Annotated in this window: 13 protein-coding genes and 1 pseudogene; 8 read left to right on the plus strand and 6 right to left on the minus strand. The window is 69.8% G+C overall.

The window, feature by feature from the left end:
• Position 1: 1 nt before the first annotated feature.
• Positions 2-790, minus strand: coding sequence for a protein phosphatase 2C domain-containing protein (locus F7R91_RS21650; protein ID WP_150950748.1), 789 nt, complete (start codon positions 788-790; stop codon positions 2-4).
• A 378-nt stretch (positions 791-1,168) separates the two neighbouring features.
• Between F7R91_RS21650 and F7R91_RS21655 the strand changes: the two genes are divergently transcribed.
• From F7R91_RS21655 to F7R91_RS21675, 5 genes are read left to right on the plus strand one after another with little or no spacing between them, the layout of a single operon-like run.
• Positions 1,169-3,889 (plus strand): sensor histidine kinase, encoded by a 2,721-nt coding sequence (locus tag F7R91_RS21655; protein ID WP_225320733.1) that lies wholly within the window; start codon positions 1,169-1,171, stop codon positions 3,887-3,889.
• Positions 3,886-4,389: a roadblock/LC7 domain-containing protein gene (locus F7R91_RS21660; RefSeq protein ID WP_150950749.1), complete on the plus strand. Its 504-nt coding sequence runs from the start codon at positions 3,886-3,888 to the stop codon at positions 4,387-4,389. The genes F7R91_RS21655 and F7R91_RS21660 overlap by 4 nt, the downstream gene beginning before the upstream one ends.
• Positions 4,386-4,820, plus strand: coding sequence for a DUF742 domain-containing protein (locus F7R91_RS21665; RefSeq protein ID WP_150950750.1), 435 nt, complete (start codon positions 4,386-4,388; stop codon positions 4,818-4,820). The genes F7R91_RS21660 and F7R91_RS21665 overlap by 4 nt, the downstream gene beginning before the upstream one ends.
• On the plus strand, positions 4,801-5,442 hold the full coding sequence (locus F7R91_RS21670; RefSeq protein ID WP_150950751.1) for a GTP-binding protein: 642 nt from the start codon (positions 4,801-4,803) through the stop codon (positions 5,440-5,442). Before F7R91_RS21665 ends, F7R91_RS21670 begins: the two co-directional genes overlap by 20 nt.
• Positions 5,443-5,467: 25 nt before the next feature.
• Positions 5,468-6,721, plus strand: coding sequence for a styrene monooxygenase/indole monooxygenase family protein (locus F7R91_RS21675; protein ID WP_150950752.1), 1,254 nt, complete (start codon positions 5,468-5,470; stop codon positions 6,719-6,721).
• A gap of 17 nt (positions 6,722-6,738) precedes the next feature.
• Here F7R91_RS21675 and F7R91_RS21680 read toward each other — a convergent pair.
• From F7R91_RS21680 to F7R91_RS21695, 4 genes and pseudogenes are all read right to left on the minus strand, one after another.
• Positions 6,739-7,308: pseudogene (locus tag F7R91_RS21680) on the minus strand (coiled-coil domain-containing protein); the annotation flags it as partial.
• Positions 7,309-7,450: 142 nt separating this feature from the next.
• On the minus strand, positions 7,451-7,816 hold the full coding sequence (locus F7R91_RS21685) for a hypothetical protein (protein WP_150950753.1): 366 nt from the start codon (positions 7,814-7,816) through the stop codon (positions 7,451-7,453).
• 10 nt (positions 7,817-7,826) lie between these two features.
• Positions 7,827-8,480: a TetR/AcrR family transcriptional regulator gene (locus tag F7R91_RS21690; protein ID WP_150950754.1), complete on the minus strand. Its 654-nt coding sequence runs from the start codon at positions 8,478-8,480 to the stop codon at positions 7,827-7,829.
• A gap of 71 nt (positions 8,481-8,551) precedes the next feature.
• Positions 8,552-9,490 (minus strand): AurF N-oxygenase family protein, encoded by a 939-nt coding sequence (locus F7R91_RS21695; protein ID WP_150950755.1) that lies wholly within the window; start codon positions 9,488-9,490, stop codon positions 8,552-8,554.
• Positions 9,491-9,579: 89 nt separating this feature from the next.
• Here F7R91_RS21695 and F7R91_RS21700 point away from each other — a divergent pair, with 89 nt between their 5' ends.
• From F7R91_RS21700 to F7R91_RS21710, 3 genes are all read left to right on the plus strand, one after another.
• Positions 9,580-10,689 (plus strand): ferritin-like domain-containing protein, encoded by a 1,110-nt coding sequence (locus F7R91_RS21700; protein WP_150950756.1) that lies wholly within the window; start codon positions 9,580-9,582, stop codon positions 10,687-10,689.
• 55 nt (positions 10,690-10,744) lie between these two features.
• Positions 10,745-11,620 (plus strand): hypothetical protein, encoded by an 876-nt coding sequence (locus F7R91_RS21705; protein WP_150950757.1) that lies wholly within the window; start codon positions 10,745-10,747, stop codon positions 11,618-11,620.
• A 107-nt stretch (positions 11,621-11,727) separates the two neighbouring features.
• Positions 11,728-12,363 carry a Uma2 family endonuclease gene (locus tag F7R91_RS21710; protein WP_150950758.1) on the plus strand — a complete coding sequence of 212 codons (636 nt, stop codon included), beginning with the start codon at positions 11,728-11,730 and terminating at the stop codon, positions 12,361-12,363.
• Here F7R91_RS21710 and F7R91_RS21715 read toward each other — a convergent pair.
• On the minus strand, positions 12,360-12,866 hold the full coding sequence (locus F7R91_RS21715) for a DUF3291 domain-containing protein (protein ID WP_150950759.1): 507 nt from the start codon (positions 12,864-12,866) through the stop codon (positions 12,360-12,362). The genes F7R91_RS21710 and F7R91_RS21715 overlap by 4 nt on opposite strands.
• Between the last annotated feature and the right edge of the window lie 93 nt (positions 12,867-12,959).

A 12,959-nucleotide genomic window follows, 5' to 3' on the forward strand; every position in this document is an offset into this window, starting at 1 on the left:
CTCACAACTCGACGTACACCACCGTCGCGTCGTCGTGGGTCTTGCTGCGCCGCAGATACGTGCGCGTCTCCTCGTCCGCCCGTTCCAGCGTCCGTACCTGCTCCACCAACTCCCGCGCCCCTTCTTTCCGTACGAGCGCGAAGCAGTCTTCCCAGTCCCCCTCGCGGAATCTGTCCACCCACCGTGTCGCACCGTCCGTGAGTGCCGCCAGAGCGCGGACCTCGGAGCGTGGCAGCACCCCCGTCACCGCCCGTGCCGCCACCGAGGGATCCGCCGCCGCCGTGAAGAAGCCGCCCTCCTTGTTGCGGACCGTGGTGTCCACGACCGCGTCCGTGGCCAGTGAGGCGCGCGGCAGACGGGACAGACGGTCGTCCAGTACGGCGGTGACCGCGCCGTCGGGGGCCTGCATCAGGAGGGCCGAGTCCGACAGGACCAGGTACTCGACCGTGTCCGGCGACCACCGTGCGATCACGACGGTTGCCTGGGGCGTGCGTGGGTGAGAAAGGTCACAAGATCCCTTGTGGGCCTCGGCAGTTCGGAGGATTGCCCGGGAGAGGGCCCCGGCCAGCGTCAGATCTCGGTTCGAAACGGTCAGATCGGTCAGGGCTCCGCCGAGCCGTGCGGTGAACCAGGGGACGGAATGCAGACAGCCCGTCCCGCCCCGGGGAGGTGTCACTCCGTCCAGGATCACCAGTGCACCGCCCTGTCCGGACGCCGGTAGGGCGATGCTCGCGAAGTCCTCGTTGGGGCGGTCCGGACGGCCGGCCTCCGAAACAAGTTCAGTGCGCATCCGGCCAGTCTGCACGAGCTCTTCACGAGGTTCACCAAAGGCTGGCATTGGTTGGCGAATCGACCCACACGCCCAGGTCAGACGCCGGATTTGGGAGGGAATGACAGGCTCCCGAGGGGCGCGGTGGCGAATACTGCCACCGCCCGCCGCCGACGTCCAACCGGCCCGCCGTTCATGGTCCCGGCGGGCGTAAGAGGAACTTGCCCGTCAACTCTCCTCCGGGGTTCACTCCTTCAGGTGGCGGGAGAGTGTGATGGGCGTCCACTGCGCACCGGCACTGGGAGGGTCGGGAACCGTCAGGTTGCACGCACAGTCGCCGCCACTTGACGGAACGTCACCCGGGCCCATGGGGATCACGAGTCAGGAATGCGAGCACCGGTGCAGAAGACGCGGCCTCGTCGCACAGGCAAGCAGACGGCCTCCGAAGGGGGCGCCCAGCGCACCTCTGGCACCCCCGGCATCACCAGTACCACCAGCACCCCGAGTGCCCCGGTGGGCAAGGGCCGCCCCACGCACGTACGCACCCGGCTCATCCTCGCCGTCGCCGTCGTGGCCGCCACCATCGCCGGGGCCGGCGTCCCCTCCCTCGTCGACTCCTCCGGGCAGCTCAGCGACTCCCAGGAGCTGGTGACGCTCGCCGGGCAGACCCAGGACGCCCTGTCGCTCGCCCATGCGCTCGCCGACGAACGCGACGAGGTCACCCCGTACATCGCGGCCGGCCGCCCCAAGTCCAAGGCGCCCTCCGAGGAGCGCGGCGCCCGCGTGGACCGGCAGGTCGCGGAGCTGCGCGCCGACACCGACACGCCCGCCGATCTGCGCGCGGACCTCGACGGCATAGCGGCCGTGCGCAGGGCCGCGCTCACCGGGAAGAGCAGCGCCCTCGACGTGCACCAGGCCTACTCGGCCGCCATCACCGAGCTGCACGCGCTCGCCGAGCAGCTGGCCGAACGGATGCCGGAGCGCGCAGGGGCCGGGGCCCACGCCCTGGCCGAGCTGGACTCCGCGGTCCAGCAGGCCGCCGCCGCCCGCGGGCTGCTCCTCGCCGCCCTCAGCGTGCCCCGCAGCACCCAGACCGTCATCGACCCCGTCACCGGGCTGCCGACCGAGACCGTCACCTCCTCGGACGCCGACACCAAGCAGCGCGACGCCCTCACCGCCGCCGCCCAGCAGGCCCGCCTGCGCTCGGACGGCGCCCTGGCCGACTTCCGGGACACCGCGCCCAAGGACGCCCGCGCCTCGTACGACTCCACGGTCACCGGCCCCGAGGTCAACTCCGCGGAGAAGTACCTCGCCGCCCTCACCGACCAGCCGACCCTCTCCGACGGCGAGCTCGGCACCGGCGTGCAGAAGGCCGATGCCGCGCTGTCCGCCCGCGTGGATCTGATGCGCGGCGCGGAGTCCGCCCTCTTCGACCGCCGTACCAAGGAACTCGCCCAGCTGCGCGACGACGACGTCACCGCGCTGGAGATCCGCATCGCCGTCCTCGGCGCCCTGATGCTGCTCGCCGTCGGCATCGCCACGGCCATGGCCCGCACCCTCACCCGCCCGCTCTCGGTCCTGCGTCGCGGCTCCGCCCGGCTGGCCGGGGCCGCGGACCCGGCCGCCGAGGAACCCGTCACCTTCACCGGCCGCAACGACGAGTTCGCCCAGGTCGTCCGCTCCGTCAACGCCCTGCACGCGCACGCCGTCGCCCTCCACGAACGCATCACCACCCTGGAGGCCGACCGCAAGCACCTTGTCGGGCAGCGCCAGAAGATGGCCGACGCCCGCGAGGAACTGCACTCCGAACTCACCGAGTCCGCTGACCAGTTGGAGCGGCTGCGCAGCAGCATCGGCGGCACCTTCGTCAACCTCGCGCTGCGCACCCTCGGTCTCGTCGAGCGTCAGCTCGCGGTCATCGAGAACCTGGAGGAGCGCGAGCAGGACCCGGACCGGCTCGCCACCCTCTTCAAGCTCGACCACTTCGCCACGGTCATGCGCCGGCACAGCGAGAACCTGCTCGTCCTGTCCGGCACCGAGCATGTCCAGCAGAGCGCCGGGCCCGTCCCGCTCGTCGACGTCGTACGGGCCGCGGTCAGCGAGATCGAGCGGTACGAGCGCGTCCGTATCGCCGCGCTCCCGCCGCACGCGCACGTGGCCGGCTTCGCCGCCGACGACCTCTCCCACCTGCTGGCCGAACTCATGGAGAACGCCACCTCGTTCTCCCCGCCCGACCTGCCCGTCGAGATCTCCGGCTGGCTCCTGGAGAACGGCGAGGTGATGCTCTCCGTCCAGGACGAGGGCATCGGCATGAACGCCGAGCGGATGAGCGTCCTCAACGCCCGCCTCGCCGACTTCGACCCGGAGACCCCCTACGAGCAGGAGGGCGAGGAAGGCCTGGGCCTCGGCCTGTACGTGGTGGCCCGGCTCGCCCACCGGCACCACGTCCGTGTGCAGCTGCGCGAGCAGAAGCAGGGCGGGATCGCGGCGGTCGTCGTCCTCCCGAAGACCCTGCTGGCGGCGGCACCCCCTGCCGCCGTACCGGCCTCCGGGCCCGTGGTCGGCGGCACCCAGTCCCTCTCCCTGCCGGGCGCGGACGCGGAGGCCAACTCCAACGTCCTCAAGGGCCGTTCGAAGCCGGAGGACGGGGCTCCCGAGCCCGCGCCCGAGTCGACGATGGAACTCATGCTTCCGGAGACCACGACCCCCGGACCCGCAGCCGCCGACGACGAGAACCCGCCACAGGAGCCACTCGCACCCGACAACGAACGTCGCACGAGTGGTGCGGGTGGGAACAACAAGGCCGGAGACGAAGGCGAGGCCGAGGCCGAACACGCACGCACCCCAGACGCCGAGGAGGACCCACTCACGGACAAGGGCCTCCCCAAGCGAACCCCGAAAATCACCGCCCCCGTCCCAGCCCAGCGCCGGCGCCAACGCTCCGTTGACGCAGAAGCACTCCGCCGGCGTCTGGGCGGCTTCCGCCGGGGGGCGGAAGCGGGCTATCGCGACGCCGACGCGGAGATCGCCGAGAAGACCGGCCAGACGGCGACACCGGCCACGGAAACAGCCGTATCCGAGGAAGCCACGGGGGGCACAGTCGAGGAGGCAAGCAGTTGACCGCGCCCAGTACCTTCGGACTGAGCAGTGAAGCCCGCAACCTGCACTGGCTGCTGACGAACCTGGTCGAGGAGGTGCCGGGCATCCAATCGGTTGCGGTGGTCTCCTCCGACGGCCTGCTCCTGCTCTCCTCGGACCCGGGCCGCAACGCCGCGGCACGTCAGGCCCTGGAGGGCCGGCCGACCGGCCCGCGAGGCTCCTCCGCCGACCTCGCGGCGGTCGTCTCCGGCATCGGCAGCCTCACCGTCGGCGCCGCCAGGCTGATGGAGTTCGGCGGGGTCAAGCACACGATGGTCGCGATGGACGAGGGCACGCTCTTCGTGATGTCCATCAGCGACGGATCGCTGCTCGGAGTCCACGGCTCCGCGGACTGCGACATGAGCGTGGTGGCGTATCACATGGCGCTCTTCGTGGGCCGCGCCGGACACGTCCTGACTCCTGAACTCCGCAGTGAGCTACGGAGGTCCCTGGAGGACGAGTCGACAGGGGGCGCCCGATGAGCGGCAGTGCACCGAAGAAGCTCCCCGTGCGCGGCGGCGACCGCAAACCCGCCCGGGTGCGCCCGTACTCGCTCACCGGCGGCCGGACCCGCTTCGGGCATGTCCTGCTCGTCGAGACGCTCGTGGCCAGCACGGCGGGCACCGTCGCCGCCCTCGAGGCGCCCCCGGAGCGCAGGGAACTGACGGCCGGTTCGCTGACCAACCGGGTCATGCCGGAGATGCGGGCCATCGTCGAACTGTGCCGCCGTATGCGCACGGTGGCCGAGATCGCCGCGCTGTTGAGGATGCCGCTCGGCGTGGTCCGTGTGCTCCTGAGCGACCTCGCGGACCAGGGAAAGATCCGTGTGTACGGCACCGGTACCGGTCACGGTACGGGCCGACCCGACCGCGCTCTGCTGGAAAGGGTGCTGAGTGGACTCCGTCGTCTCTGACGCCGCCGCCTCCGGCGTCGCCCCCCTCCTCGACGAAGAGGAGGAACTGCGGTCCTGGCAGACGGACCGTACCCGTGCTCCGATCGCCACGAAGATAGTCGTGGCCGGAGGTTTCGGCGTCGGCAAGACGACGCTGGTCACCGCCGTCTCGGAGATCACGCCCCTGCAGACCGAGGCGCTGATGACCGAGGCGAGCGAGGAGACCGACGACCTCACGGCCACGCCAGGCAAGCTCACCACCACCGTGGCGATGGACTTCGGCCGCATCACCCTCGACGACGACCTGGTCCTCTATCTGTTCGGCACACCGGGCCAGCAGCGGTTCTGGTTCATGTGGGACGACCTGGTGCGCGGTGCGATCGGCGCCGTCGTGCTCGCCGACACTCGCCGCCTGAAGGACTGTTTCCCCGCGCTCGACTACTTCGAGAGCACCGGACTGCCGTACGTCGTCGCCGTCAACCACTTCGACGGCAGCGAGCGGTTCGAACCGGAGGACGTGCGGGAGGCATTGACGATCCCCGCGCGCGTACCTGTAATGATCATGGATGCGCGCCGCCGGATCTCGGTGATCGAGACCCTCCTGTCCCTCGTGGGCCACGCCCTCGACGAAACGCCCGAGTAGTCGCGATTTAGGAGTCACCACCCGCATGCGGAAGATACTCGTCGTCGGAGCCGGGCAGTCCGGTCTCCAGCTCGCCCTCGGACTCCAGTCGCACGGGTACGAGGTCACCCTGATGTCCAACCGGACCGCGGACGAGATCCGCTCCGGGCGGGTCATGTCGACGCAGTGCATGTTCGACACCGCGTTGCAGCACGAGCGCGACCTCCAGCTGAACTTCTGGGAGTCCCAGGCCCCGAAGATCGAAGGACTCGGTGTCTCGGTCGCCGCGCCCGGCTCGCACGACCCGGGGCCGACCCAGCGGGCGATCGACTGGGTGGGCAGGCTCGACGGGTACGCACAGTCGGTCGACCAGCGGGTGAAGATGTCCGGCTGGATGGAGACGTTCGCCCAGCGCGGCGGTCAGCTCGTCGTCCATGGCGCGGCGGTCGGCGACCTCGACTACTTCTCCCGCACGTACGACCTGGTCCTGGTCTCGGCGGGCAAGGGCGAGCTGGTGTCGATGTTCACGCGGGACCCCGAGCGCTCCCCGTACGGCGAGCCGCAGCGCGCCCTCGCGGTCTCCTACGTCCACGGCCTCGGCCCGCGCCCCGAGCACCCGGAGTACGAGGCGGTCCGCTGCAACCTGGTCCCCGGCGTCGGCGAGCTGTTCGTCATGCCGGCCCTCACCACCTCCGGCCGCGCCGACATCCTGTTCTGGGAGGGCATACCCGGCGGCCCGCTCGACGTCTTCAACGGAGTCAAGGACCCCGCGGAGCACCTGTCCCTGACCCTGGAACTCATGGAGACGTTCACGCCCTGGGAGTACGCGCGGGCCACCAAGGTGGAACTGACCGACGCGGGCGGCACACTGGCCGGCCGCTACGCCCCCACCGTCCGCAACCCGGTCGGTGTCCTCCCGGGCGGCGGACTGGTCCTCGGCGTCGCCGACGTGGTCGTCGCCAACGACCCGATCACGGGCCAGGGCGCCAACTCGGCGTCGAAGTGCGCGGCTTCGTATCTCGCCTCCATCCTCGAACACGGCGAGAAGGAGTTCGACGAGACCTGGATGCGGGCCACGTTCGACCGCTACTGGGACACGGCCCAGCACGTCACCAAGTGGACCAACGCGATGCTGGCTCCGCCACCGGAGCACATCCTGAACCTCATCGGCGCGGCAGGCCAACTGCAACCGGTCGCCGACCGTTTCGCCAATGGGTTCAACGATCCGGCGGACTTCGAGAACTTCTTCTACGACCCGGCGAAGACGGAGGCCTACCTCGCTTCGGTGGCCGGTTCCTAGTCGCCTTCCTGGGGAAGCTCGAACTCGGCCAGCGCCGACAGTTGTTCCGGGGTCAGTGAGGCGAGCAGTTCCTCGATGTCCTTGAGGCGCTGGTGTACGACGTTGCGCTGCTTCTTCTGCTGGGCGGTCAGGGAGAGCTGGTCGTCGAGGGCCTTGCGGGCCCGGCGGGCCAGCTCGTCGGCGTGGCGCTCGCTCGCCGCCAGTCGGCCCACCGTTTTCGCCCGCTCCCGCGCCAACTGCCCGATCACATGGCTCTGTTCGAGCGCGCGCTGCGGATCGTGTGCGAGCAGCAGTCGTACGTACGGGGAGATGTCCGTGCTGCTCTGGTACTGCTGCCGGGCCAGCCGGCCCGCCGCGTCGCGGCCGGCGTAGAGGGAGAGCCGGGCGCGGGAGAGCCGGGATTCCAGCAGGTCGAGCTCGGCGCGCCGGCGGTTCAGCTTTGCCGTGGTGGCGTTGTACGTTCCGGTGGCCTGTCCGGCCTTGCGGTACATCCGCTGAAGGTCCGTCAGCAGTTGGGCGACGGACCGCTCGGGAGGCTCGGGCACCGCCGCCGCGGGAAGCGGCGCGAGGACGGCCGCGGCCGCCATCGCCGCCGTACAGACCAGATGCAGAAGCTTTCCTGACACATCATCACCTCCGATGCGCAGCGGCCCCTCCGCTCCGCATCGCGAGCATCAGACGTGCGCGCGGGGTCCGCGCGCCGGGTGTGCGCGGTTCGGCGCAACCCGGTCACCCGTCCGCGTCATCCGGCTTGCCGCCCGGCGTGGCGTCTGGCTCGGAGTCCGGCTTGGGGTCCGGTGTGGTGTCCGGCTTGGGGTCCGGTTTGGACCAGGGCCACTTCAACCGGGTTCCCTTCGTCCCCGCCCCCTTTCCACCTTCGGAGGCGTACTCGTACTTCCAGCCCTGGTGCAGCCCGAACCGCTTGCTGTGCCCGCGCGGCACCCTGCGGTAGACCAGCACGGTGGGCGGGCCGCCGGCGGCGTCCGGGACGGGGATGCGGTACGTCTTGGGGGGATGCCCCGTGGGCCCCAGCAGCACGGGCAGCACCCGCCCGTCCATGGGCCCGCCCTCGAAGGGAGTGTCTTCGCTCTTCACGGCACCAGTGTCAGCCATCCGCCGCGACGGCCTCGACCACCGCGGCCGTCTGCGGATCGTGCCTGCCGGTCACCGACAGCATCGCCACGAGCTGCTCGACCAGCCAGTCCCGCAGCTCACCGACGGGCGGCTGCTTGTCCTCGTCCAGCCAGATCAGGGAGGCCGCCTCGACCGCCGTGATCCACATCCGTACGGTCATCCGCAGCCGCAGGCTGGGCTCCGTGACCCCCAGATGGCTCAGGATGTGCTCGGCGGCGGCCCGGCGTACGCCGTCCACGATGGCGGTCGTACGGGAGGTCTCCACCACGCTGCCGCCCTGGAGCAGCGCGCTGAATCCGGCGTCGTGCTGGTCGACGAACGCGAGATAGCGGTCGAGGGCCCGCGCCAGCCGGGGGAGGAGCGGGCCCAGTCGCGGTTCGTCGAAGCACTGCTGGAGCTCCTCGGCGGCGGAGCGGAGGGCGGCCTCGTAGAGCTGCTGCTTCCCGCCCGGGAAGTACCGGTAGACCAACGGCCGCGACACCCCGGCCGCCTCCGCCACGTCGTCCAGCGACACGTCCTCCGGGGCACCGTGCGCGAAGAGCGACAGCGCGGCTTCGAGCAACTGACTCCGACGCTCCTCGACGCTGAGGCGACGGTAGGCGGGGGTGGGGGCGGAGGCGGTCATACCGGGCAGCGTAACCGCACTGCCCGACGTCATCGCTACGCCCGGAATCCGGACACCGCCCATGGCCGTCATCAGGCCAGCAACCCGGACGCGCGCCACAACCGCCGCCCCACCCCCCGCAGCACGCCGATGTCGTCCAGGAAGTCCGTCAGCCGCTTCGCCCCCGTCTGCATGACCTCCCGCCGATGCCCGCTGGCCTTCACCTGCGCCATGGCCTCCCGTCTGTCCAGCCCCACATTCGTGTAGACCTCGGGATTCACGAACGCCACGGAGAACACCCGGGCGAACTCGCCCGAGGTGACCCGGGTGAACTCCTGCGACCACCGCGGCGCCGTGACCATCTGCCGCCGCAGCTCCTCACGCGCGTACCGCACATGCCGCGCCTCCTCCACCACATGGATCCGCGTCACGCCCCGGACGAGCGGCTGCACCCGCTCGTCGGGGAACGTCAGCCGCTGCATCCAGTCGAGGACCTCCTCGCCGAGCAGCGTCGCCGTGAAGGACCCGGGTGTGGTGGAGATCGTCTTGAACAGGCGCCCCAGGTTCCGGTGGACCCGGCTCACCGGATACCAGGGCGTACCCCCGTGGGAGATCAGCCGCGCGAACATCTTCGAGTGCCGGCACTCGTCCTCGATCTCGGTGAGCGCGTACCGCACATGCGCGCTCGTCGCCGCCTTGTCGTAGATGTGCCGGACGAGCAACTGCATCAGGATGATCTCGAACCAGATCCCGAGCGAGGCGAGCGCGGCGGCCTCGTGCTGCGACAGCAGGATCCGCTGCTCCTCGCCCATCCGCTTCCACAGCGGTGTGTCGTACAGCGACACGAGCTCCGGCGGCCAGAACCACTTGCCCTCCTCGAACGGCGCGTCCCAGTCGAGCTCCTGGTCCGGGTCGAAGGAGTGCCTGGCGGAGGAGGCGAGCAGCCGCTCGGCTACCTGCTCCCGGTCCTTGAGCAGTCCGAGCGCGTCGCGCAGCCCGTCGAGCGCCTCGGCTTCTGTGAGGGTCGTCATGGTCTTATGAGACTGCTTGTCAGCAAGCCCGTCAATCCCCTGTGCGTGACTTGTTGACCCGGCGTCTACTACATGTGAACCTGCGAAACATGCCGACCCACGACCTGTACGCCATGGACCACGGAGCCGCCCTCTGGCAGGTGCCCGCGACCGGCGCGGCACGTTTCAACTGGGAGTACGACGACGGCAGAGAGCGTCTCCTCGCCCTGTACCAGAAGGGCAAGGACAAGCAGTGGGACGGCCACAAACGCATCGACTGGGCCCTTGAGGTCGACCCGGACGACCCGCTCGGCACCCCCGACGAAGCCCTGTCCCTCTACGGCACCCCGCACTGGTCGAAGCTGACCGACCAGGACAAGGGCGAACTGCGCAAGCACTACGCCTCCTGGCAGTTCAGCCAGTTCCTGCACGGCGAGCAGGGAGCGATGATCTGCGCGGCCCGTATCGTCGAGTCGGTCCCCGACCTCGACGCGAAGTTCTACTCGGCGACCCAGACGATGGACGAGGCACGGCACGCCGAGATCTACGGCCGCTTCCTGCGCGAGAAGATCGGCATGCTCTACCCGATCAACGACAACCTCCAGTCCCTGCTGGGGGACACCCTGCGCGACTCTCGCTGGGACATGCCGTACCTGGGGATGCAGGTCCTCATCGAGGGGCTGGCGCTGGCGGCCTTCGGCATGATCCGCGACACGACCGACGAACCGCTGCCGAAGCAGATCCTTTCGTACGTCATGCAGGACGAGGCCCGCCATGTGGCCTTCGGCCGCATGGCGCTGCGCGACCACTACCGGCAGCTGAGCGACGCCGAATTGCGCGAACGCGAGGAATTCGTCATCGAGGGCTGCTACTTGATGCGCGACCGGCTGCGCGGAGTGGAGGTCCTGGAGAACTTCGGCATTCCGAAGGCGGAGGCCGAGCAGTACAGCGAGCAGTCCGAATTCCTCGCCCTGTTCCGCAAGCTGCTCTTCTCCCGCATCGTGCCGTGCGTCAAGGACATCGGCCTGTGGGGCAAGCGCCTCCAGCAGGCCTATGCCGACATGGGTGTCTTCGAGATGGGCGACTCGAACCTCGACCTGCTGATGGCCCAGGACGAGGAGATCGCCGAGAAACTGGACGAGGAACGCTTCGCGGCGGAGGAGGCGGAGCGGGTGGCGGAGGTGGAGCGGGCCATCGAAGCGGGAGTGCCCGAGTCCTGACGGATCAGCCGATACGGGTGGCTTCGCTGGCACCCCCTTGCAGTAACGTTCTGGCGTGTCCACGCCCTCACAGCCTCAGAACCCGTACGGCCAGCAGCCGCCCCAGGGCCCTTACGGCGGTCCGTACGGCGGCCCGCCCGGGCCCTACGGTCAGCAGCAGCCCGCCCCGCCGTACGGAGCGGCCCCGTACCCCCAGCCGGGTCAGCCCGGTATGCCCGGTCAACCCGGTGTGCCCGGTCAGCCCTACGGCGGCTGGGGGGCGCCCCCGATGGTCCCGCCGCCTGAGAAGAAGCGCCGGACCGGTCTGATCCTCGGGATCGTGGGCGGATCCCTGGGCGGGGTCATCGCGATCGTCGCCATCCTCGCGATGATCGGAACGGCGGCCCAGAACAGCTTCCCCGAGGCCAAGTTCGTCCTGAGTCTCCCCGAGACACTGGTCGACGGGCGCTACGAGCTCACCCAGGACCTGTCCGACTCCGAAGGACAGAAGATCGAGGACGAGGCCGACGGGGCCTGGGACGCCAAGATTGCCGGCGCCGTGGTCGGCCAGTACAGCCTGGACGGCGACGAGAACAAGGGAACCCTGGTCGTCTCCGGCATGTACGGCCGGTTCAAGAACACCGACGAGGCCCGCGACAACATGATGAAGGGCGCGGCGGAGGGCGGCGGCGCGAAGGTGGCCGTACCGCCGAAGGACTTCCACCCGACCGGCTCGGGCGGCATCACGGTCACCTGCGAGGTCCTCACCCAGACCCAGCTCGGCACGGAACTGACGGTCCCGGTCTGCGGCTGGACGGACGACAACACCGGCGCGTCGGTGGCCGAGGTGACGGTCGACACGATGTCGAAGGACCCCGCCGACATCGACCTGGAGGCCGCCGCGAAGACCACGCTCCAGATCCGCTCGGAGATGCTGAAGGCGATCGAATGACCTGAGCGTCAACCGCGTGCTCGATGATCACTCCCTGGAGCGGCGGACCGGCGTTCTGCCTGGGTAGGCTGGTCGTATCTGCCAGGCTCCGCCGCATGGGAGTAATCATGAGCGCCGCACGCGAGTACGGGCTGGACGACGACTACGAGTGGCCTCGTCCGCCGGCCGGCGGCTGGACGGCGGACGACCTGGACCGACTCCCGAATCTTCCTCCGCATACGGAGCTGATCGACGGGAGCCTCATCCTCGTGAGTCCGCAGACCCGATTCCACATGCGCACTCTGCGACTGCTGGAGCACGCTCTGCTGAGCCAGGCACCCGATGCGTTCGACGTCGACCGTGAGTTCAGCGTCAGGCTCGACCGGCGCAACCGGCCGGAGCCCGACGTATTGGTGATCCGGGCGGACGCCGACACCGGACCGCGGCAGACCTGGCTGCATCCCGACGAGGTCGTCCTCGCCGTCGAAGTCGTCTCGGACGACTCCGAGGAACGAGACCGCAAGGTCAAGCCCGTGAAGTACGCCGAGGCGGGGATTCGGCACTTCTGGCGTGTGGAAGAGAGCGGGGGACTGCCCGTGGTCTACGTCTACGAGCTCGACAAGTCCACCGACGCCTACAGCCTCACCGGCATTCACCACGACCAGTTGAAGCTGACCGTCCCCTTCCCTCTCACCATCGACCTGACCGCGATCAACGGCCGACCGCCGCTCGGCGCTCCTCCGGAGGAACCTGCATCCGACTAGACCGAGCACCCCAGATCCTCGGGAACCGCCATCGCGACCGGTTCCGCCGCCCCCGGTGCGAAGGACGTGCGGAAGGTGAAGGCGTACGGGGTGGGGCCGTGGGTGCGGAGGTGGAGGAGGCGGGACTCCGCCTCGGCGACTGTCGGGCGGTGGCCCGCCGGGACCCACCACAGGACCGCCATGGCTTCCTGCACCCGCTCGAACCACTCGCGGCGGCGGGCCAGCATCTCCCGGTGGCGGCCCTGGTACATGAACGCGGTCAGGGCGTTCGTGTCGCGCCACACCGACATGTTGATGATCAGCCACTCGTCGCCGAAGACGGCCACGTCCGTCGCGTCGCCGGAGTCGTCCTGGAGGCGCCAGACGAAGCCGTCGGCGGCGTCGGCGTCCGCGTTCACGGGGTCGAGGCTGTCGACGAAGTCCTTCAACTGCGGTGAGTCCAACGGGGCTTTGAGGCGGGCGATGTTGACCTGGGCGAGTTGGTACGCGGCGGATGTCGTCATGAACCGAACGATAGGTCGGGAGCCCGGGCCGGGCCCAGACGCGTCTCATCACGTGAGCATTGCCCGGCTCTCACGGCGCTCCCGCCCCAGACG

This window comes from Streptomyces luteolifulvus (genome assembly GCF_008806595.1).
GTDB classification, from domain to species: Bacteria; Actinomycetota; Actinomycetes; order Streptomycetales; family Streptomycetaceae; genus Streptomyces; species Streptomyces luteolifulvus.